Source organism: Maribacter sp. PR1 (assembly GCF_028464145.1).
GTDB lineage: Bacteria > Bacteroidota > Bacteroidia > Flavobacteriales > Flavobacteriaceae > Maribacter.
This window is the reverse complement of sequence record NZ_JAQPCG010000008.1, coordinates 68841-90019: the sequence shown is the minus strand read 5'-3', so window position 1 is coordinate 90019 and position 21179 is coordinate 68841. Positions and strand designations below refer to the sequence as shown.

The window sequence follows — 21179 nt, the reverse complement described above, 5'->3', positions numbered from 1 at the left end:
GAATATAACACTGGTAATTTTATTCTTAGACGGTAAAATTGGATTTAGGATTTTGGTGATGAAATAAAACACATGGCAATCGCCTTTTATTAAGGCTGATTGCCAAGCAAATTAACCAATTATATTCATTATATTTGCACGCAATTAAATCCTTAATTGCACATGGAAGCTCACCTAAACAAAATTCTCGGAGAAGGTCTTACTTACGACGACGTACTCCTAGTCCCGGCATTCTCGGAGGTATTGCCCCGGGAAGTTAATATTCAATCAAAATTTACTAGAAACATTACTATTAATGTTCCCATTATTTCCGCGGCCATGGATACCGTTACCGAATCGCGTATGGCTATTGCAATTGCCCAAGAAGGGGGAATTGGTGTGCTTCATAAAAATATGACTATAGAGCAACAGGCCTTAAAAGTTCGTAAGGTCAAAAGAGCAGAAAGTGGCATGATCTTAGATCCGGTGACCATGCCCTTGAATTCCAAGGTTAAGGATGCCAAAGCCAATATGAAAGAACACAGTATTGGAGGTATTCCTATCGTGGATGATGAGGGAAAACTGATAGGTATAGTTACTAACAGGGATTTAAGATTCGAAAAAAATAATGACAGGCCTATTTCAGAAGTAATGACCTCTGAAAACCTAGTTACTGCAGGCGAGGGTACTTCACTTTCAGAAGCTGAGGACATTTTACAGGAGCATAAGATTGAAAAACTTCCAGTAGTTGATAAGGACTACAAATTAATTGGATTAATAACCTTTAGGGATATCACCAAACTAACCCAAAAACCCATTGCAAACAAAGATCAATATGGTAGGCTACGAGTGGCTGCTGCTCTTGGTGTTACTATGGATGCGGTTGATAGGGCAGAAGCATTAGTAAATGCCGGTGTAGATGCTGTTGTTATCGATACTGCACATGGCCATACAAAGGGTGTAGTTACGGTTTTAAAAGAGGTTAAAGGTAGGTTCCCCGATTTAGATGTAATTGTGGGTAATATTGCAACGGGAGAGGCTGCAAAATATTTGGTTGAAGCAGGAGCTGATGCCGTCAAAGTTGGTATTGGTCCAGGTTCTATTTGTACTACTAGGGTAGTAGCAGGTGTAGGATTTCCGCAATTCTCTGCAGTTTTAGAGGTTTCTGCAGCAATCAAAGGTTCAGGTGTTCCTGTGATTGCTGATGGTGGAATCCGGTATACGGGTGATATTCCCAAGGCAATTGCGGCTGGTGCAGACACTGTTATGTTAGGGTCACTGTTGGCGGGAACCAAGGAATCACCGGGAGAAACCATTATTTATGAAGGGCGTAAGTTCAAAAGTTATCGCGGAATGGGTTCTGTAGAGGCAATGAAAAAAGGTAGTAAAGACCGATATTTTCAGGATGTCGAGGACGATATCAAAAAGTTGGTGCCCGAAGGTATAGTTGGCCGTGTTCCTTATAAAGGGGATTTGTTCGAGAGTATTCACCAATTTATAGGAGGTCTAAGAGCGGGTATGGGATACTGTGGTGCAAAGGATATAAACGAGCTTAAAGAAAATGGGCGCTTTGTAAAAATTACTGCAAGTGGTATTAATGAGAGTCACCCTCATGACGTTACTATCACAAAAGAAAGCCCCAATTATAGCAGATAGATTTTATTTAATTCAGGCTTTTGTCCACTTTTTTTCTCATAAGTTGCACTCTTCTTAGGTCGTCAGCAGCCTGCCAAAGTTTGCTCTTTAGTGATGGATTCAATTCTGGATTGGATTCTAGGTAATCTAACGCGATCTGATAAGCTTCTGGTGAGGTGTGATGCCCAATCGTACTGCTTAGCCAACGTTTGGGAAAGAAAATATCTCCAGTTTTCTGAATCTCATCTAAAAGGTCCAAACTACTGCGCAAATGTTTCAACGCATATTTTTCATATAAAGGATGATTAATATAATTAAGTGCGGTTGCAGTCCAACTTTCTTTGCTCCTATTTTTTTCGTGTTGCAGCGAATTTATAAATTTACTCTTGATGTTTACATCGCTGGAAATAGAGGGTAGCAAAAAAATGAATCGTTTTAATTTATCTGGATTATCGATTGCCGCTTTAGCAGTTTTTAAAATATCTTCTTTTTCAGGATGGTTGTAAAGAGCAAGATCCATGGCCATTTCAGTATAATCATCTTTATTGAGTTTTAAATCTGCTATCGCAACGTTCTTGGACCAAATATCATAAAGTAATTCCCTTGACTTTCCGGTATAGGCTAGAGACCGGAAAATCGTAAACAATGTTTTTTTCTTGTTGGGTTTAATATTGCTCTCGAGTTGGAACCAAATCCTATCCGTTAATAAGGGTTGCTTCAAAAGTTGTTCTTCTGGAGATAGGTATTTCCAAAAGATGGACCTTAGGTATCCGGAGAGTAGATTGACTAAAAGCTCATTTTCTTCTAGATAAAGTCTATTCTCGTAGAATTTTAAAAGTTCCGATGGACTGATATTTCCATTTAAAGCATTTTCATAGGCATTGATATAAAGTGAGCCACGGCTTACCTCGTCTTTGAGCCTTCTGGTAGTTTCTAGTGAACTTAAATCAATTGGGAAAACGCCGTAGCCCATACCATCGGAATTATAAATTATAGTTATTGGCTTTGGCTTACCGATTATTTCATTTAGATGGGTTGATTTATTACTTATGTCTACAGTTACAGTTTGGATATCATCCGGGTAAACCAGAGAAATTTTAAAGGTTTGAGGCCAAATATTTTCAGAATTATCCTCGGCCTTTTGATATAATTCAAATGAAGAGATATTTCCATTGTTGTCATAGGAAATACTGTCCTTAAAAATTGGTCTACCAGAACGGTTTACCCAAACTTTACTCCACGCTAATAGGTCAACAGCACTTTTTTCATCTAAAATTTGGATTAGACTGTTCCAATCCGCATTAGAGTTCTTATAGGTTGCGATATATTCTTGAATTCCCTGTCTAAATTTATCCTTACCCAGAACCGCTTCTAATTGCCGCATCATAATAGGGGCCTTATTGTAGATAATGCTGCCATATAAGGAACCGGCATTGTTGAGATTGTCTAAATTCTGACGGATAGGATTAGTCCCTTTAGTCCTGTCTTCCCCGTAAGCGCTGGGATAATGTCCAACCATAAAGGCCAATTCATGATTGATTGAAGGAAAAGCTGGATTCACAATTTTATCGGCCATAAAGTTGGCGAAAACTTCTTTCATCCAAACGTCATTAAACCAATTCATGGTAACCAAATCCCCGAACCACATATGTGACGTTTCATGGGCTATTAATTTTGCCCTACTTAGTTTACGGTTTTCTGTGGCACTTTCATCCAAAAAAAGAGAGCTTTCCCTGTATTGTATTGCACCCACATGTTCCATTCCACCATACTGGAACCCTGGTATAGCGGCAAAATCTAGTTTTTGAAAAGGAAAGGGGTAATTCGTATAAGTCTCAAGGAATTTTTTGGCTTTATTGTGTAATTGAAAAATGGTATCGAGACTGTAGTTAATCTTTTCCTCATCGGTCTCCCTGTACAACATTCTCATTGGGAAATTTTCCATTTGTTTGTTTTCGGATTTAAATTTTCCCGCAACAAAAGAGAATAGGTAAGTGCTCATCTTGTCGGAACTCCCAAATTGATGGGCTATGAATCCGTTCGACTTCACTTGATTTATTTCTGGGGCAGCGCAAAGTACAACCCAGGTTTCTGGAGCGGAAATATTCAAATTATAGACTGCTTTAATATTTGGTTGGTCAAAACATGGGAACAGCGTTCTTGCCCGATCTGGCACCAATAAAGTATACAGATATTCTTCATTCCTATTCAGGGATAGTTCCCCGGCCAAAAAATCAATTTCAATTTGATTCTTACCTTTATTTAATTGTTCAAAGGGTATTTCTATATGTTCATTTCTATGTATAATCTTTATTTCCGACCCATTGACAATCAACTTTTTAAGATGGTCACTAGCCTCCTTAAAATCGAGATACAAGTTATGGTTCCCTTTAAAATCAAAAGTTAATTTTTGGTGTGCAATAAGGGGTGCTTCTATTGTGTTTGGTATGTCGAACTGTAGATTATATACCACGTTTTCTAAGCTCTGGGCCCGCTTTTCCGCCAGTGATAAGGGCACACCGGCGGCTATGCTTATTGGTACTTCTTTTTTCGAGTTGCATGAGAGACAATAGAAAAGAAAGATAAGGTAGGCTATATAACGCATGGTTCAGTTTTTACAATACTGAAAAGTAACCATTATCTCAGGGAGGTACAATTTGTGGAGGGGCTTGTTTACGATTGGAGGTAAACTAACATCAAGTTTTTACTATCTTGTAAGCGATGATGTTCACCAACCATTCTGTTTTTGTGCTTTTTGTGCTTTGCCTAATGGTGTTGCTTTCAATTTACTCAGCAAAAACCAAATGGGGAAAGCCTTTGGGAGCGGCCCTTTTGGTCATACTTTTTACCGCTGTCCTTGCCAATATGGGTGTTATTCCATCGGCATCCAATAGTATTCCACTATATGATGGCATTTTTACCTATTTAGCCCCTTTATCTATCTTCTATTTATTATTAGGGGCCAATCTTCGGGAAATTAAAAAGGCGGGCCTTCCTATGTTGGGCCTTTTCCTATTGGGTTCCTTGGCTACTGTTCTGGGTATCTTTATAGCTTGGTACCTTGTGGGCCCGGACCAATTATTGGAGGAAGATGCCAAGGTACTTGCTGGAATGTTGACCGGTACCTATACAGGAGGCAGTGTAAATTTCAATGCCGTGGCCTTGATTTATGATTTTCAGGAAAAGGGCCTTTTGTATGCGGGTGCCATTGCTGTGGATAATGTAGTCACGGCCTTTTGGGTCATAGCCACCATTGCATTGCCAAAAACCCTAAGGGCTCGGTTTAAAGATAAGAACCTGAGTATCCCTGGGGATGAGGCTGGAAAGGACCTGCATGAGAAGATGGGTATATTCTCCTTGGCCATGGCGTTGGTTATTGGTTTTGGAGCCTTGTTCCTTTCCGAAATGATACACGCCTGGTGGTCAGAAATTCCAACTATACTCGTTATCTCTACATTCGGCATAGCTTTGGCTCAATTCCCCTTTATTAAAAAACTGGAAGGGGTTCATAGTTTGGGACTTTATATCGTTTATCTTTTCTTGGCGGTTATCGGTGCCTATTGTGAAATTGGTGCCGTTCTTGATCTCCAGCAAATCGGTCTAACTCTTTTGGGCTTTACCTTAGTAGCGGTGGCACTTCATGGAGTGATCATAATTGCTTTGGGAGGACTTTTTTTCCGGGATTGGGACATGGTGGCTATTGCCAGTCAGGCCAATGTGGGCGGCGGAACTTCGGCCATTGCCTTGGCAGAAACGTTTGATCGGAATGAATTGATTTTACCCGCTATATTGGTTGGGACCTTGGGTAATGCTCTGGGAACTTACCTAGGTTTTTTTGTAGTTTCTATATTGTAAGCCCCTACTTAGCCCCTGAGTAAGCTTTCCAATCCTTTTCCTTGTAAATATCCTCCCCAAAATACTTGGCAATATTCAAAAATGGTTCGGGCTTTTGATAGCCCGGCACTGGCGATAACATATTAAGTTGTTCGTCCAAAAAAATGGTTGTGGGGTAACTTAAACGCCCCTGCATCAATGCGGCAGCGAATTCATGGTATCCTTTTCTTCCCGATGGAACAAATTTATAGGTCTTACCCTTAAATTCTATAGGTTCTTTTCCTTCCCCATCAAGCTTTACCATATAGAAATTCTCGGACATGTATGCAGCTACTTCTGGATTTTGGAAGGTATCCTTATCCATTTTTTTACACCATCCACACCAATCCGTATAGACATCTACAAAAACTTTCTTAGGGTTCTTTTCGTTCGAAGCTAATTCTGCAGCTTCATTCCAACTAAGCCAGTTAACTTCTTGGGCATTAATTTGCAAAGCCTGGAATACAAATAACAGTAGTGTAAAGGATTTTATAACAGGGGTAAAATTAGTTTTCATAGTAATTTTTTGGAGTTAGTCCAACAATTATACCAAAACTAACGTTTTTTCCGAAGCTTTATTTTACTTTGGCCGTTTGCTTTACCTCAAATAAATCTTTTACATCTACCTGATTCTTAATTAAATCATCAAAAGATTCTCTTTTCCTTATTAAAATGGCTTTTCCTTCATGCCATAAAACTTCTGGGGGCCTAAAACGAGAGTTATAATTACTGGCCATTGTAAAACAATAGGCTCCTGCATTTTTAAAACATAGTATATCTCCTTCGGATATTTCGTTGATTCTTCTATTACTGGCAAAAGTATCCGTTTCGCAGATGTATCCAACTACAGAATAGTAGCGTTCCCTGCCTTCAGGGTTTGAAATGTTAACGATGGAATGATTGGCGCCATAAAGCATGGGCCTAATTAGGTGATTGAAGCCTGAATCAATACTGGCAAAAACAGTGGAGGTCGTTTGTTTCACCACATTTACCTTTGCTAAAAAGAAGCCTGCTTCGCTAACCAAAAATTTTCCCGGTTCAAAGGCCAATGTTAATTCCCTACCGTATTCTTTACAAAATTCATTGAAACGAGACCCCAATTTTTTACCTAGTTCCTCCACATTAGTTTCTATATCGCCTTCCTTATATGGAACTTTAAAACCACTACCAAAATCGATGAAATCCAGGTTTTTGAAATTTTTTGCAGTTTCAAATAGAATTTCTGAAGCGTACAGAAATACATCGATATCTAAAATATCACTTCCGGTATGCATGTGGATTCCGTTGATATTCATTTTGGTCAATTCCACGATACGTAATAGGTGTGGTATTTGGTGTATACTTATGCCAAATTTGGAGTCGATATGACCAACCGATATTTTGGAGTTTCCTCCTGCCATTACATGCGGGTTAATTCTAATACATACAGGAATGTCCGGATGTTTGCTTCCAAACTGTTCTAAAATGGATAGGTTATCAATATTGATTCTTACTCCTAATTTCGAGGCTTCTTCTATTTCCTCTAAAGAGACACCATTGGGGGTAAAAATGATGGATTCAGGTTTAAAACCGGCTAATAGGCCTAATTGAACTTCCTGTATGGAAACGGTATCCAAACCGCTACCCAGACTGTTCATCAGTTTTAGTATGGTAATATTGGAAAGTGCTTTGGCCGCATAATTCAATTTTAAATTCTTAACGGTACCAAAAGCCTTGGTCAGACGATTAAACTGGGAGATTATTTTTTCGGAGTCATAGACATATACTGGATCACCGTAAGATTCGGCAATTTTTAATAATTCCACATTTTTCATAGCATTGGATTTTTAGCAAATCTATACTTATAGTAGGATAAGAACAAATAAATAGAAGTTAAATTGAAAAATACAACAATTTGTGTTAAATATAACAATCTTAAATAGTTTTTACTTTGTTTCCAGCCCATGGCTTTGTATTTTAGGGGGTATGAAAAGTCTATCTGGTTTTATAGTAAAATCGAAAACCGAGGTCATTTTATCTGACCAGTAAAACTCTTAAATAGACAGATGAAAATACCACTATTTCCTTTAAAATCTGTTTTTTTTCCCGGAGAAACAGTTCCGCTTCACATTTTCGAGGCGCGATATAAACAATTGATTTCAGATTGTAGGGAGGAGGCAATTACTTTTGGGATACCGGTTTACTTTAATAACAAATTGGAATTCGGTACGGAAGTCCAGTTAGTAGAGGTAGTTAATACCTACGCGAAAGGGGAAATGGATGTATTGTGTGTTGCTCGTCAAGTTTTCAAATTAACTTCTTTCGAACCACAAATGAGTGATAAGCTATACCCTGGAGGGACGGTTGAATTCTTGGAATATGATTTCATTGCCCAATCAAGTTATAAAGCTGAGGTTCTTAAAAAAATTGAACAGTTGTATGAAATAATGGAGCTAACCAATACACCCATCGATGTAGGCAAGTACAATAGTTTTGTATTGGCTCATAAAATAGGTCTTTCATACGAACAAGAATATGAACTATTACAGTTAGGCAAGGAAAAAGATCGTTTAGATTTTATTTATAACCATTTATTAACCATAATAAAAGTGTTGTCCCAAGTAGAAAGAACAAGAAAAACAATTGAGCTCAATGGGCATTTTAAGAACTTTGATCCATTAGATTTTAAAAATATTGAAAACTAATTTCAACACCTTTTAGATAATCAATTCGTTAACTATTTTAGATATCTTAAAATTCCCTGGTAACATATAATCTTACAAGTTTTATACTTTTAATATCCTGTAGTTGTTTCCAGAGATTCTTTACATAATTAATCAAGTTTAATTTTCCATTATTAAACCGTCTTTGCTATTTTTGCCCAACAAATAAAACTACCCTAATATGAACCTTCACGAGTATCAAGGAAAAGAGATATTATCAAGCTTCGGCGTTCGCATTCAAAGAGGAATTGTTGCGCACAATGCAAAAGAAGCGGTTGACGCAGCTAAACAGTTGACGGCAGAAACAGGTACGGGATGGCATGTTATTAAGGCTCAAGTTCATGCTGGTGGTCGTGGAAAAGGAGGTGGTGTAAAATTAGCCAAAAACCTAAAGGAAGTAGAAGAGTTGGCAGGACAAATCATTGGAATGAACCTAATTACTCCTCAAACTTCAGCCGAAGGAAAAAAAGTACATCAGGTTTTAGTAGCAGAAGATGTTTACTATCCAGGGGATAGTGAGACCAGTGAATTTTATGTGTCCGTTTTATTGAATAGAAGTACCGGAAGAAATATGATTATGTATTCTACGGAGGGTGGAATGGATATTGAAGAAGTAGCCGAGAAAACGCCACACTTAATTTTTACGGAAGAAATTGACCCAGGTACTGGGTTGTTAGGTTTTCAAGCTCGAAAAATTGCTTTTAACCTGGGACTTTCAGGAACTGCCTTTAAGGAAATGACAAAGTTTATTTCTGCCCTTTATAAGGCATACGTTCAAAGTGATTCCAGCATGTTTGAAATCAACCCAGTATTGAAAACTTCTGACGATAAGATTATGGCGGTAGATGCCAAGGTTTCCATCGACGACAATGCGCTTTACAGAAGAAAGCAGTATGCGGAAATGAGGGATTTAAGAGAGGAAAATCCTATTGAAGTGGAAGCTAGGGCCGTAGGTCTAAACTATGTTGATTTGGACGGTAATGTAGGGTGTATGGTGAATGGTGCCGGTTTGGCCATGGCTACAATGGATTTGATTAAAATGGCCGGTGGAGAACCTGCAAATTTTTTGGATGTCGGTGGTACGGCTGATGCAAAAAGAGTTGAAGAGGCCTTTAGGATTATTCTAAAAGACCCAGCGGTGAAGGCCATCTTAATAAATATTTTTGGAGGTATTGTGCGTTGCGACCGAGTTGCACAGGGTGTTGTTGACGCCTATAAGAATATGGGTGATAGTATTAAAGTGCCCATTATAGTTCGTTTGCAGGGTACCAATGCGGAATTGGCCAAGGAAATTATTGATAATTCAGGTCTTGCGGTACATTCAGCCGTACAATTCAAGGAGGCTGCCGATAAAGTGGAAGAAGTGTTGAAATAGTATTCACTATTTCAAAATAATTATTGAAGGCAATGTTAATTTAACATTGCCTTTTTTTCTTTACAATCGCACATTTATTATTGAATTTAAGTTATAAAGGTCAATTCATTCCAAATTCCATGTGTGTTTATGAACGTTTGGCACAAGAATCTGTGTCAACTTCGTCTTAATATTTTGGTTTAGTTTAAACTATAGGTTACCTACTTGAAATTATGGTTAAACCTTCTTCATCATGTTTTTTCGTTTCATAATCAATGTACTTTTGAGGGGTCTGTAAAACAGGTGATTTTGTTTAAAAATATGTTAAAATGGGATTTTGTTGTAACATTCTGAATTTTGAAGCGTCTTTTTAGTAAATCATCATCAATCAATTATTAATCAACTTCCAAAAAACGGAAGTAAAAACAAAAAGTCATGAGAAAATTAAGTTTAGTTTTTGTAGCAGCTTTGCTACTTGCATCAGGAAATGTTTTAGCTAATGCAACTGAAGGAGTAGAACCTGCGAAAAGTCTTTCCAATCAAATCACAAAAATGTTAGAGGATAACACGTTTTCAGACGAGGACTCCGATTTAACTGCCCAAGTTAGATTTACCTTGAACAACGAAGGAGCGATTGTTGTACTTTCGGTGGATACTGAATTCGTAAATCTCGAAAAATTTGTAAAGAGTAGATTAAACTACCAAAAAGTGGATATTACTAATATAGAGGAAGGTAAACTATACACGGTTCCGGTTAGAATAGCCTCTTAAAAATTTAAATAAAACTTTAGAATCCTGATGCTTTTGAGCGTCAGGATTTTTTTTTGTTTTTGTATTTCACATTGCTCAAATTTCTATCTACATTTTTCAACTGACTTTTCTTAAAACTTTTAGGTTTAGGTGTTGATTTTTTGGATTCTTCTCCTAAAAGTACCTTTCCGGGTATTTTTGGATTTTCTTTTGTTCCCCTTAAGTGCAAGACCAAACCATTCAAAAAATTACGTAATATTTGGTCACCACATTCCATATAATTGGGGTGGTCTTCTTTTCTGAAAAATGCCCCTAGCTCGCTTTTTGATATTTTAAAATCTACCAATTCTAAAATCTCTACAATTTCATCGTCCCTTAGCTTTAAGGCAACCCTTAATTTTTTAAATATGTCGTTGTTGGTCATCTAAATGAATTTTATTGCAAGTTATCACTTAAATTTAGAATTATGATTCCATATATCAACTGGCGATACCTAAGAAATTTCTGAATTTATATTACTTTGTTAAATCATCTATTTTAACCATATTAACTATACTATAATTCTGTTTTCGGTGTTATCAATATGAGTCTTAAAAAGAATAAAACTGAATGAAATGAGCACCTCAAAGGAAAAATTAAGTATACTTTCTGAAATGATTGCCTTTGCTAGGGTGGATAATAGGCTTATGCAGTCTGAATATGATTTTCTTTTTAATGTTGCCCAACATCTAGAAGTGGGCAAAAAAGAGTTTGATAATTTGTTTCAAAAGAAGGTAGAGCATGTTATTCCAAAATCCCAGGCGGATAGACTTGTACAATTTAACCGTCTTATTTTGTTGATGAATGTGGACAACAATAACAATCTTACAGAGATTAGGAGATTGCATGATATTGGTTTAGGTATGGGTCTACCTCCTTCAGCAATTGACCAGGTATTATCCATAATGCATGAATATCCCGACAAAATTGTTCCCCCTCATGTGATTATAAAAATTTTTAAGGCACACTACAATTAGGACCAGGAATTAAAGCCTTCCTTAATTTTAGTAAGGTCTCTCGAGTTTTTGATTTGAAGCTCCAAATCTTTTTTAATATTAGTGATTTCTTCCTCTATTGCTTCACTTTGGTCAGCGTTGATTACTCGCTCACTTAATCGGTTCAACATGCATAATAATTTTTGGGATACAATGATATCTCCTAGGCAATAAGGTCTATAAGTGGCCAATACATTAAATAGAACCTCCGAAAAGGTGTTTCGTTCAATAAATACTCGCAACGTCTTTTTATCGTCCGTCCAATATTCAAATTCATCAACTTGCATCAGCAAAGAAAATAACTCCGTTAAGTAATCTATGCTGTTCAAGGCCGTACCTGGGTCGTTTATACCGGGCGACATGGCCTTTATTCCAATCTCTGAAATTTGCCTAAAACCATAAATATAATTATCTCCAGTTAGCTCTTCACTAGAGAAAATCAGTGATCTGAGAATTTTATCCTTCACTTTATCTGAAATAGGTTTATTGGTTTTTAATCCCTTGTTGCCCTTTAATATAAATTGTCCTTTTCTAAAATCGAGAGCTATTTTTAAATCATTGTCGATACAGGTCTCCAGGAGATTGCCCGTTAATGTACCTTGAAAATAACCCGTAGTTTCTATAGCGCTTACAGACCAATTTTCCTGACTTGGGAACACCCTAAATTCTTGGGTGTTAATACTATTTAGAAGTCTATTTTTAGCACTAGAGTGTATAGAATTCAATATGGTACCCACTTGAATGGATTGGGATATGTTATGGATAAAGTAAATAAAAGCCGCAAGGCATATAATTGTAAGGATAATGGCAATCAATACAGAAAAACCAGGAGTTTGGTAATTCGACTTTGTGGGTTCAATGGAAACAAGGATAAAAATATTATAGAGTATAACGGCAATATAAAGTCCCAGTACAATTTGGTGTTTTTCGTTCGATATTATTCCTGGTAGTACCCTAGGAGAAAAATTACTCGATGCTTGGTTCAATAAAATCATAACCATGGAAAAACTAAAGACCATCAAAGAAATTAACCCCCCAATTAAAGTGCTAAGGAGTGTTCTTGCCGTTTCCGTATTGTCTATGACTAGTCCAGGTGCTATATCCATCAGGTATTCGGATACATGACGTTGTTCCATATAAATGAAAAGAAAGGCAACGAGTACCCCTGCTATAGAAATAAGGGTGGGATAGAAGGCAATCTTACCTCTAACTTGAAAAAATATGTTTTTAATTCTGTCCATTTGCGCAGGCTGCCATAAATTTACTAAGACAGACGACAGAATTACGCTCCTATTCGAATTTTAATGAACCCATAAATAAAAACATGTCAATATGACATTATATTAATAGGTTGTTATGACATAATGGCTTATTATTTTAGTTGGTATGTGATTTGTTTTAATGAAGGCGTAACAAGGTTTAATCTAAAAAATATATAGTTATGAGTTTAATTAAAAGAAATGACGTTCTGTTTCCTTCTTTAATGAATGAAATCTTTAAGCCAGATTGGTTTGGTGGTATGGAAAATTTCAATGGTTCCGTTCCTGCTGTTAATATCAAGGAGAGCGAGAATAGATTTGATTTAGAGCTTTCTGTTCCGGGAAGGACCAAGGAAGACTTTAATATTGAAATAGATGATAATTTATTAACTATTTCTTCTGAAGTTAAATCTGAAAAAGAATCGAAGGAAGAAAATTACACAAGAAGGGAATTTGGTTATTCGTCCTTTAAAAGGTCTTTTACTTTGCCTGAATCTGTGGACGAGGAAAGAATTGAAGCTTCTTACGAGAATGGTATTTTGAAATTTACATTGCCTAAAAAAGAGGAAGCTTTGCCTAGGCCAAAACGCATGATTGAATTGTCTTAGAAGAACATGTTATGTACATTCTGAGTATAGGATTTCATAATGTTTAGTTGAGTTGGTTAGTTAGTTAGGTGTCCTGAAGTATCAGGGCACCTTTTTTAATTTAACTTTTCTGTTAAAATAGCTAAACAGCTCATAATGCCTTCTTTCAAATTACCAAGCCTTAGATTTTCGTTGGGACCATGGATGGCATTATCCGGGTTGGGTATGCGTATGGAAACAGCAGGAATATCCAAGGTCTTTATAAAAGGCGCCATAGGTTGCGAGCCGCCCGTAGTTCTCATGTTCACAATTTGGTGGCCAAAAACCTTCTTCAGAGCCTTGTTGAGAAATTTTCCGATGTGACTGTCCATTTCTGTCCTGAAGGGTTCAGAGCCCAAATGATAGGTAAAAGAGGCCAGTCGAGGATATTTAGTTCTCTCTTCCTCCAAGGGTTTGGTATCGACCAAATGATATCCAAAATTTTGTATGTGCTCCTTTAGTAGCTGAATCTGTCTTTCTCCAGGAGTTTCCGGAACCAAACGTATGTCTACCTCTATAAGAATTTCCGATGGTATAATGGTACGTACTTCCTTTCCTACCCAGGCGGCCTTTAATCCTCTTATGTTAAGTGAAGGATACTGTAATGATTCCTGATAGGTTTCAGCAACTGCATCTGGTTTTGAAATGCCCAGGCTGATTAGAGTGCTGTCCAAGTTTTCAGGTATTTTGGATAATCGTTCCTTGTCCGCTGGCGACAAACGAACACCATCATAAAATCCTGGAATAGTCACTTTTCCATTTTCATCCTTGAGGCTAGCTATTAATCTAGACGCCTCGAAAACCGGATTTGGAGCAAAATTGCCATATTGACCACTGTGTAATCCATATCGCGGTCCAAATATTCTTATGGTAGCAGTAGTTATTCCTCGTGCTCCATAGGTTAACGTTGGTAAATTGGAGAAGTGGCGCGTTCCGTCCAGGATAAATAGCATTTCCGCATCCAGTAGCTTTTTATTTTCTAGAACTGCTATTGGAAGAAGGGGTGACCCCAATTCTTCCTGAAAATCCATAATGACCTTAATGTTGTATTCGGGTTTTATCTTTTGAGATTGAAGGATTTGAAGGGCGGAAATTAATGAAATGGAAGGTCCTTTTGAGTCCGATGCCGATCGTGCAAAAATCCTCCAATCCGAGTCTACTTTTTCATTTAATTTATCAAAGTCGATTTTGGTCCAATTTCCATCTTTTTTTTCTTTCAAAACAGCATGATATGGATTGGGTTGAAACCACTTTGTGGAGTCCACGGGTTGACCGTCAATTTGCAAATAGAACAAAACAGATTTTCTGTTTTTGTGAAATATTTTTTCCGCAAAAAGGAGAGGGGCTCCATCGGTTTCAATCGTCTTGGTTTCAAAATTAAGAGCTGTAAAAACACTATCGCACCATGCCTTATTTTTGGCAATTTGTTCTGGGAAATTACCATCGTTTGGTAGTGTTAAAAAATGTTGTAAATTCGAAATGGATTCAGTGAAATTATCATCGGCCAAGGCTTCGATTTCCTTAGCTGATAAATTTTGAGACCATGTTCTTTGACTGAAAAAAATACTGGACAGAATACAAAGAATTACTATCTTTTTCATTTTATATACAGAGCTTATTTAATTTTTAGACTACTCTAAAAATATTTATAATCTATTATAATTCAGTTATATAATATATTTTATATGAACATTATATTTAGACATCTAGATTTTTTTATTCTTATTAGTTTTCTTGCCCTTGAAGGGTCTTTATTTCGTCCCTGAGTTTCGCAGCTTGCATAAAATCTAGCTCTTTTGCTGCCTTTTCCATAGCTTTTCTTTTGTCCTTAATTAGCTTATCTAATTGCTCTTTTGTTAGGTACTCCAAGTCTGGTTCTGCCGCTCGCAATTCTTCTTTTTGATAATGATATGTAGAGACTGAATTTTTGGATAAAACACTGTCTAAATTTTTATTTAGTGCTGTGGGTATAATGTTGTTTTCGGTGTTGTAATTGATTTGCTTTTCTCTTCTGTAGTTTGTTTCATCAATTGTTTTTTGCATGCTGTCCGTCACTTTATCAGCATACATAATTGCCTTTCCGTTTAGGTTTCTAGCAGCCCGTCCAACGGTCTGTGTCAATGACCTATTATTTCGTAAAAAACCTTCTTTGTCGGCATCCAAAATTGCCACTAAGGAAACCTCCGGAAGATCCAATCCTTCCCTTAAAAGATTCACCCCAATAAGCACATCAAAAATACCCTTTCTTAGGTCTTGCATTATCTCTACCCGTTCCAAGGTATCCACGTCACTATGGATGTATCTACAGCGCACACTGATTCTATCTAGATATTTTGCAAGTTCTTCTGCCATTCTTTTGGTCAATGTAGTGACCAATACTCTTTCATCCTTCTCTACGCGCTGGTGTATTTCCTCAACTAAATCATCTATCTGATTGAGACTAGGTCGCACTTCAATAATTGGATCTAATAATCCTGTCGGTCGTATGACCTGTTCCACATATACTCCTTGGCTCAATTGCAGCTCATAATCCGCAGGGGTAGCACTTACATAAATCACTTGGTTTTGCAGGGCTTCAAACTCCTCAAATTTCAAAGGCCTATTATCCATAGCGGCCGGTAACCTAAAACCATAGTCTACCAAGTTTACCTTTCTGGACCGGTCCCCGCCATACATGGCATGGACTTGTGGAATGGTAACATGACTCTCATCTATTACCATGAGGTAATCGTCAGGAAAATAATCCAGCAAGCAGAAAGGTCTTGTTCCGGGTTCTCGTCCATCCAAGTACCTAGAGTAATTTTCTATTCCTGAACAATAGCCCAATTCCCTTATCATTTCCAAATCAAAATTGGTTCGCTCTTCCAGCCTTTTTGCTTCCAAAGGCTTCCCTATTTCCTTGAAATAATCGATTTGTTTAACCAGATCATCCTGTATACTATGAATTGCATTTTGAAGCACATCCTGTGAGGTGACGAACATATTGGCTGGATAGATGTTCAAATTTTCATAGACTTCCAGTACATTGTTGTTAAAGGGGTCAAATGACTCTATCTCCTCTATCTCATCCCCAAAAAAATGAATTCTAAACGCGTGGTCCGCATAGCTTGGAAAAACATCTACAACGTCTCCCTTCACCCTAAAATTTCCATTTCTAAAATCAGCAGTTGTTCTAGAATACAAGCTTTGGACCAGCTGGTGCAGCAATTTAGTTCTGGATATTACTTGATCCTTTTTTATGGAAATAACATTTTTCTGAAACTCTATAGGGTTGCCAATACCATATAGACAAGAAACAGAAGCCACGACCAAAACGTCCCTTCTGCCGGATAGTAGTGAGGATGTAGCACTAAGTCTTAATTTTTCAATATCCTCGTTTATGGATAAATCCTTTTCTATATAAACTCCACTCGTAGGAATGTAGGCTTCAGGCTGGTAGTAATCGTAATAGGAAACAAAATACTCGATTGCGTTATCTGGAAAAAATTGCTTAAACTCCGAGTATAGTTGTGCTGCCAAGGTTTTATTATGAGCCAAGACCAAAGTGGGCCTTTGTACTCCCTCAATTACATTAGCAATGGTAAACGTCTTTCCCGATCCGGTTACACCCAGTAAAGTTTGATATTTCTCTTCCCCTTCTATACCTTCCGAAAGTTGTTTTATAGCATTGGGTTGATCTCCTGTAGGGCTAAACTCTGATTCTACTTTAAATTTCATAACCTAAAAGTACAAAAGAGTATTTCTATTAGTATAGGGAATGAATACAATTCTTCCCATAACTCGGCTAGAGAAGAAGTTAATAAATACGATTTAAGAAGAATACCTAAAAAATCATCTTTTTAAAGTAAAATGACCTTTAATTTCCTTATTATTAAAAGAAATTGCTCGGAACCAATAATCCGAAGCTGGCAACAAGCGTCCATTGAAAACTCCATTCCAACCCAAAGATTTTGGGTCTATTTGTCCCAGAAAACTTCCGTATCTATCAAAAATCTGTATTACTTCAATAGCTATCTCTCCGGTATCTTCAGATTTTTTGTATTGCCAATAGTCATTGTACCCATCTCCATTCGGTGTAAAGAATGCAGGGAAATCCTGTCTAGAAAGTTCTTTTTCGATTAACCTTTCTGTTATTCCACAACCGTATTTGTCCTTTACATAAACTATTCTTTCCCCTGGAGCAACATCCGTAAAAATTGGACTCTCCTGAAAAACAGAATTTGGACTGTCCAAAGCGTATTCATAATTTCCAGGTTCCTCGACCATTACGTTAATTCTTAAACCATTATTTTCCCTGGATATTATTACATCCTCAATTATGGGAGAATTGGAATAAACCACTTGAAAATTTTTGGAAACAGGACATTCTATAGTTCCGCCGAACTCGTTTAAGGTATTATATAATTCCAATCTGTATTGCCCAACTTTATCATACCGTAATTCTGCATCCTCTGAAAGTATATTTTCGGTTCCATCGGGATTGATAAAAATCCACCTATATCCCTTGGCCGGGTTATTGGATTGAATAATTCCAAAAGAGTCTTCATTACACAACGCTACCCTATCAGGAACCGTAATAATGGGAAAATCAGATTCCAGACAGCTCACGGTGGGGACACCTGTAGTAAAACTTTCCTCTATACAACCACTAGCATCTCCATTTTCATTTAATGGAACAATTAGAACAAAATAGTCTTGATCAAGTTCTAAATTATCCGATAGTCCATAGAAAATAGTATTTCCGGTCAATTCATTTTCCACTACATCATAATTTCCGGGACTGGTTCCAATAGATATTCTATAGTCTGTCGCTCCTGGTGCGTATTCCCACTCAAGATTAGTGTTTACCCGTACCTCCGTTTCATTATTAAAGGGACTTGCTAATCGCGTGCATGCTGGAGGAGAAGTGACAGCTTCCGTAGTGAAGATTTTTAATGGACACACCTTAATCGGGGCATCAGGTAAAAAAAGACTTATGGTAACGTATACGACGGTATTGGAAGGTAAACCTACTTCAGGTTGATAAAAATTATTTAGCCCAGAAGATCTTCTGTTTATAATTTCTCCACCTCCAGGAGTGGTGCCCAAGGATACGAGATATCCAATAATACCGTCCACTGCGGTCCACTGAATGAGGTTGTCCACGGCCACATCCGTGTCTCCGTCCAATGGGGAAATAAGGGTAGGGCATTCCTGTGCATTGATTTGTGTCAGGAAAAAATGCCACAAAGCAAAAGGTAAAAATGTAGATTTAACTTTCATATGGTCTACCTTTTTAAAATAAAATATCCACTTACTTCTTTATTATTTTCAAACTGGGCCCTAAACCAATAATTGGATTCCGGAAGGGCCTTACCATTAAGCCTTCCATCCCATCCAACGGAACTTGGGTTTATTTGAGCCAAAAGGTTACCATATCTGTTAAAAATATAGATGTTTATTATGCGGATATCCTCATTATCCGTTATAGATCTATATTGCCAAAAATCGTTTATCCTATCCCCATTAGGAGTAAAAAACTTTGGAAACCCATCAACAGTCAAATCTGTTTTCACTGTTTTTTCCACAATTCCACATCCATTTTTATCACGGACAAAAACGATGTGTGTTCCCAAGTCAATACCAATGAATTTATTAGAATCTTGATAAGGCCCATTTGCATTGTCCAAAGCATATTCATATTCCCCTTCACCCTCAACCTCTACTTCAAAATTCAATCCATTTGCTTGTTGGGTTACCTGAACATTGTTAATGATAGCGACAGAAGATTCCTTAACTTGAAAAATTTTGGAAGAAGAGCATTCAAAAGTTCCTTCGGAACCGCTGATAATATCAAATATTTCGTAAACGTATTCGCCCTCTTCGTAAATGGAAACCTCAGGTTCCGTTGAGATTAATTTCTCGTCACCGTTGATGTCCACTTTATACCATCTATAACCATCGGCCTCATCCGTTGCCGAAATTAAATTTGTAGTATTATCCAAACAAATTCCTATGCTTTCCGGGAAGGATATTTCAGGATTTAGAACAACTAAACCTTCTGAAAGTGGATCAAAATAGGGGCCACACCCCAATATTGTTGAAAATGTTTCCTGGGAACAACCAATGGCTTCTCCAGCATCATTAAAGGGGACTATTTTAATAAAAAAAGTACGGTTAGGTTCAAAATCGATAACCATAGTGGAATTTCTGAAAAACGAGGCATTGTTTAAAATATCGGTCTCAAAAGGTGTAGTGCCAATGGAGACTCTATAGCCGGTTGCATTGGGTACTTCATTCCATTCCAAAACGGGACTCAAAGGCACATTGGTTTCGCCATTAAATGGTGTAATCAAGTTAGTGCAAATGGGTAAAACCGCATTAGGAGCCGTTGTAAATGTAAACGTTGTACATCCGCTAGCTAAACCAATCCTGTTTTGGGGCACAACAGATACGAAAATTTCTGTCTCGGATGGTAAATCCGTAGCTGGATTGTAGGTCAGCACATTGCCAACTTCCAAATTATCTATAATTTCACCCCCATTCAAAGTAGTGCCAATGGTCAAATAATAGTTGGTAGCACCTGGTGAGACCTCCCAAGAAATATTGGTACCTGTATTCACATCAACTTCATTATCCGTAGGAATCGATAAAGAAGTACAGTCAGGTACTTCCGTTAATTCGTCGGTTGTAAAACTTTGGCTTTCGCACGGGATGTTGGGCTGGTTAAAGAAGAATAGGGTAATGGTAATATAGATTTGGGTATTTTCAGGTAAACCGGTAGGTGGCGTATACCTATTAGACGCCCCAACATTTAGTTCATTAAGGATATCCGTACCTCCAGGTGTGGTACCCAAGGATATAATATAGCCAGGAACTCCAACAACTGCTTCCCAAGTGATGGATGCGTTTAGGGCTACCTGATTCTCTCCATCAAATGGGCTGACCAGGGAAGGACATTCCTGTGCAGGAACTTTCAAAATACAGCATAAAAACAATATGTAAAATATGGGCATAGCCAATATTTTACATATTGATGTATTCTGTTTCATTTTCATAGCTTGTTTGCAAACAATACAATATACTACAAAATGAAAATTTTAAGGCCTTAAAACGTGTTAAATAGGATAAAATATCGATGTTCTACCCTACTTATAAATCTCGCTTTTTAAGCAGTACGTATGATAGATAGATGAATATGGTGGTCCATGAAATGACAATTAAAAACTCCCACCAATGAACCTGGTAGTTCAGATTAATATGTTCTCCAACTTGGTCGGCAACAGTTTGTACCGCTTCCAAACGGGTAAAAGGTTCTTTGATAAGGTTAAACATGGACTGAAGCGGAAAGAACCCCATTACCATGTCCGTAGTATCACCATCAAATAGTTTCCAGCGAATAAGTCCCCTAGTTATCCCTTCCAGTATTTGCCATAAAATGAGGAAACCCAGAGCGAAAGCAGAACGTTTTACGAGTATTCCTAGAAAAAGACAGAAAGAAAAGAACCCCATTAATTTGAAAAAGAATGCTGCTATGAACTCCAAATCGGAGAAAATGATGGATAATTCATCATAATCCGAATAAAACAATCCTAGAATAAGGGATACCACGAAGACGAAAACCGTTGATATAATAGAAAAGGAAACTACCGTTAAAAATTTTGATAGTATAAATTCCTTTTTGGATAGGCCATCGATAAGATTCTGTTTTATTGTTTTGTTACTGTATTCATTGGACATCATAGATACAATTACAATAGCTAAAAACAGCTTAAAAAAGGCAGTGATAAAAGTATTGAAATGCCAAATGTATGGAAAGTTGAATATGCCTATATCCGCTAAATGGAACTTTACTGGGCCTATATCGAACTTAATTGCCGCCACTAAGGCAATCGATGTTAGAATGAAAAAATAGGAAATGATCAATACTTTACTGGCCCTATTGTTCCATAGTTTTATAAATTCTATTTGTAATAGTCTTATCATGG

Annotated in this window: 17 protein-coding genes; 7 read left to right on the top strand and 10 right to left on the bottom strand. The window is 37.3% G+C overall.

The features are described 5' to 3' along the window. Positions 1 to 162 precede the first annotated feature (162 nt). Positions 163 to 1635, top strand: a complete 1473-nt coding sequence (guaB, locus tag PP182_RS16650; RefSeq protein ID WP_272652397.1) for an IMP dehydrogenase — start codon at positions 163 to 165, stop codon at positions 1633 to 1635. A 7-nt stretch (positions 1636 to 1642) separates the two neighbouring features. Here the strand turns inward: guaB and PP182_RS16645 are convergent, their stop codons facing one another. Further along, complete coding sequence (locus tag PP182_RS16645) at positions 1643 to 4219, bottom strand: M1 family metallopeptidase (RefSeq protein ID WP_272652396.1); 2577 nt, start codon at positions 4217 to 4219, stop codon at positions 1643 to 1645. Between the two features lie 116 nt (positions 4220 to 4335). On the opposite strand from PP182_RS16645, the gene PP182_RS16640 reads away from it, so the two are divergent. Then, positions 4336 to 5469: a DUF819 family protein gene (locus tag PP182_RS16640; protein WP_272652395.1), complete on the top strand. Its 1134-nt coding sequence runs from the start codon at positions 4336 to 4338 to the stop codon at positions 5467 to 5469. A 4-nt stretch (positions 5470 to 5473) separates the two neighbouring features. Here the strand turns inward: PP182_RS16640 and PP182_RS16635 are convergent, their stop codons facing one another. Continuing rightward, entirely contained in the window at positions 5474 to 6004 is a 531-nt protein-coding gene (locus tag PP182_RS16635) for a thioredoxin family protein (protein WP_272652394.1), read from the bottom strand. Positions 6005 to 6062: 58 nt separating this feature from the next. Continuing rightward, positions 6063 to 7301: a diaminopimelate decarboxylase gene (gene lysA / locus PP182_RS16630; protein WP_272652393.1), complete on the bottom strand. Its 1239-nt coding sequence runs from the start codon at positions 7299 to 7301 to the stop codon at positions 6063 to 6065. A 231-nt stretch (positions 7302 to 7532) separates the two neighbouring features. On the opposite strand from lysA, the gene PP182_RS16625 reads away from it, so the two are divergent. The 3 genes from PP182_RS16625 to PP182_RS16615 all read left to right on the top strand — a co-directional run bounded on the left by PP182_RS16625 (position 7533) and on the right by PP182_RS16615 (position 10314). Next, complete coding sequence (locus PP182_RS16625; protein ID WP_272652392.1) at positions 7533 to 8171, top strand: LON peptidase substrate-binding domain-containing protein; 639 nt, start codon at positions 7533 to 7535, stop codon at positions 8169 to 8171. A 199-nt stretch (positions 8172 to 8370) separates the two neighbouring features. Further along, positions 8371 to 9564 (top strand): ADP-forming succinate--CoA ligase subunit beta, encoded by a 1194-nt coding sequence (gene sucC / locus PP182_RS16620; RefSeq protein WP_272652391.1) that lies wholly within the window; start codon positions 8371 to 8373, stop codon positions 9562 to 9564. A gap of 414 nt (positions 9565 to 9978) precedes the next feature. Further along, a complete protein-coding gene (locus PP182_RS16615; protein ID WP_272652390.1) occupies positions 9979 to 10314 on the top strand; it encodes a hypothetical protein in 336 nt (111 codons plus the stop codon). Positions 10315 to 10354: 40 nt separating this feature from the next. On the opposite strand, the gene PP182_RS16610 is transcribed toward PP182_RS16615, so the two are convergent. Further along, the gene (locus PP182_RS16610) at positions 10355 to 10717 is read right to left on the bottom strand and encodes a DUF1456 family protein (RefSeq protein WP_272652389.1); all 363 of its coding nucleotides are present in this window, start codon (positions 10715 to 10717) and stop codon (positions 10355 to 10357) included. A 190-nt stretch (positions 10718 to 10907) separates the two neighbouring features. Here PP182_RS16610 and PP182_RS16605 point away from each other — a divergent pair, with 190 nt between their 5' ends. Next, the gene (locus PP182_RS16605) at positions 10908 to 11309 is read left to right on the top strand and encodes a TerB family tellurite resistance protein (RefSeq protein ID WP_272652388.1); all 402 of its coding nucleotides are present in this window, start codon (positions 10908 to 10910) and stop codon (positions 11307 to 11309) included. On the opposite strand, the gene PP182_RS16600 is transcribed toward PP182_RS16605, so the two are convergent. Further along, positions 11306 to 12568 (bottom strand): DUF2254 domain-containing protein, encoded by a 1263-nt coding sequence (locus PP182_RS16600; RefSeq protein WP_272652387.1) that lies wholly within the window; start codon positions 12566 to 12568, stop codon positions 11306 to 11308. The two genes, PP182_RS16605 and PP182_RS16600, sit on opposite strands and share 4 nt — an antisense overlap. A 200-nt stretch (positions 12569 to 12768) precedes the next feature. On the opposite strand from PP182_RS16600, the gene PP182_RS16595 reads away from it, so the two are divergent. Then, positions 12769 to 13194, top strand: a complete 426-nt coding sequence (locus PP182_RS16595; protein WP_272652386.1) for an Hsp20/alpha crystallin family protein — start codon at positions 12769 to 12771, stop codon at positions 13192 to 13194. 95 nt (positions 13195 to 13289) lie between these two features. Here the strand turns inward: PP182_RS16595 and PP182_RS16590 are convergent, their stop codons facing one another. The 5 genes from PP182_RS16590 to PP182_RS16570 all read right to left on the bottom strand — a co-directional run bounded on the left by PP182_RS16590 (position 13290) and on the right by PP182_RS16570 (position 21177). Beyond that, complete coding sequence (locus PP182_RS16590; protein ID WP_272652385.1) at positions 13290 to 14813, bottom strand: M20/M25/M40 family metallo-hydrolase; 1524 nt, start codon at positions 14811 to 14813, stop codon at positions 13290 to 13292. A gap of 124 nt (positions 14814 to 14937) precedes the next feature. Beyond that, positions 14938 to 16929 carry an excinuclease ABC subunit UvrB gene (uvrB, locus tag PP182_RS16585; RefSeq protein WP_272652384.1) on the bottom strand — a complete coding sequence of 664 codons (1992 nt, stop codon included), beginning with the start codon at positions 16927 to 16929 and terminating at the stop codon, positions 14938 to 14940. Between the two features lie 114 nt (positions 16930 to 17043). After that, entirely contained in the window at positions 17044 to 18474 is a 1431-nt protein-coding gene (locus PP182_RS16580; protein WP_272652383.1) for a T9SS type B sorting domain-containing protein, read from the bottom strand. 5 nt (positions 18475 to 18479) lie between these two features. After that, positions 18480 to 20243: a T9SS type B sorting domain-containing protein gene (locus PP182_RS16575; protein ID WP_272652382.1), complete on the bottom strand. Its 1764-nt coding sequence runs from the start codon at positions 20241 to 20243 to the stop codon at positions 18480 to 18482. Positions 20244 to 20343: 100 nt separating this feature from the next. Beyond that, the gene (locus tag PP182_RS16570; protein ID WP_272652381.1) at positions 20344 to 21177 is read right to left on the bottom strand and encodes an ABC transporter permease; all 834 of its coding nucleotides are present in this window, start codon (positions 21175 to 21177) and stop codon (positions 20344 to 20346) included. Positions 21178 to 21179: the final 2 nt, after the last annotated feature.

Bases quoted from the DNA above. Each gene is read 5' to 3' on its own strand.
- guaB (WP_272652397.1), top strand. From the start codon at position 163: ATGGAAGCTCACCTAAACAAAATTCTCGGAGAAGGTCTTACTTACGAC.
- PP182_RS16645 (WP_272652396.1), bottom strand. From the start codon at position 4,219: ATGCGTTATATAGCCTACCTTATCTTTCTTTTCTATTGTCTCTCATGC.
- PP182_RS16640 (WP_272652395.1), top strand. From the start codon at position 4,336: ATGATGTTCACCAACCATTCTGTTTTTGTGCTTTTTGTGCTTTGCCTA.
- PP182_RS16635 (WP_272652394.1), bottom strand. From the start codon at position 6,004: ATGAAAACTAATTTTACCCCTGTTATAAAATCCTTTACACTACTGTTA.
- lysA (WP_272652393.1), bottom strand. From the start codon at position 7,301: ATGAAAAATGTGGAATTATTAAAAATTGCCGAATCTTACGGTGATCCA.
- PP182_RS16625 (WP_272652392.1), top strand. From the start codon at position 7,533: ATGAAAATACCACTATTTCCTTTAAAATCTGTTTTTTTTCCCGGAGAA.
- sucC (WP_272652391.1), top strand. From the start codon at position 8,371: ATGAACCTTCACGAGTATCAAGGAAAAGAGATATTATCAAGCTTCGGC.
- PP182_RS16615 (WP_272652390.1), top strand. From the start codon at position 9,979: ATGAGAAAATTAAGTTTAGTTTTTGTAGCAGCTTTGCTACTTGCATCA.
- PP182_RS16610 (WP_272652389.1), bottom strand. From the start codon at position 10,717: ATGACCAACAACGACATATTTAAAAAATTAAGGGTTGCCTTAAAGCTA.
- PP182_RS16605 (WP_272652388.1), top strand. From the start codon at position 10,908: ATGAGCACCTCAAAGGAAAAATTAAGTATACTTTCTGAAATGATTGCC.
- PP182_RS16600 (WP_272652387.1), bottom strand. From the start codon at position 12,568: ATGGACAGAATTAAAAACATATTTTTTCAAGTTAGAGGTAAGATTGCC.
- PP182_RS16595 (WP_272652386.1), top strand. From the start codon at position 12,769: ATGAGTTTAATTAAAAGAAATGACGTTCTGTTTCCTTCTTTAATGAAT.
- PP182_RS16590 (WP_272652385.1), bottom strand. From the start codon at position 14,813: ATGAAAAAGATAGTAATTCTTTGTATTCTGTCCAGTATTTTTTTCAGT.
- uvrB (WP_272652384.1), bottom strand. From the start codon at position 16,929: ATGAAATTTAAAGTAGAATCAGAGTTTAGCCCTACAGGAGATCAACCC.
- PP182_RS16580 (WP_272652383.1), bottom strand. From the start codon at position 18,474: ATGAAAGTTAAATCTACATTTTTACCTTTTGCTTTGTGGCATTTTTTC.
- PP182_RS16575 (WP_272652382.1), bottom strand. From the start codon at position 20,243: ATGAAACAGAATACATCAATATGTAAAATATTGGCTATGCCCATATTT.
- PP182_RS16570 (WP_272652381.1), bottom strand. From the start codon at position 21,177: ATGATAAGACTATTACAAATAGAATTTATAAAACTATGGAACAATAGG.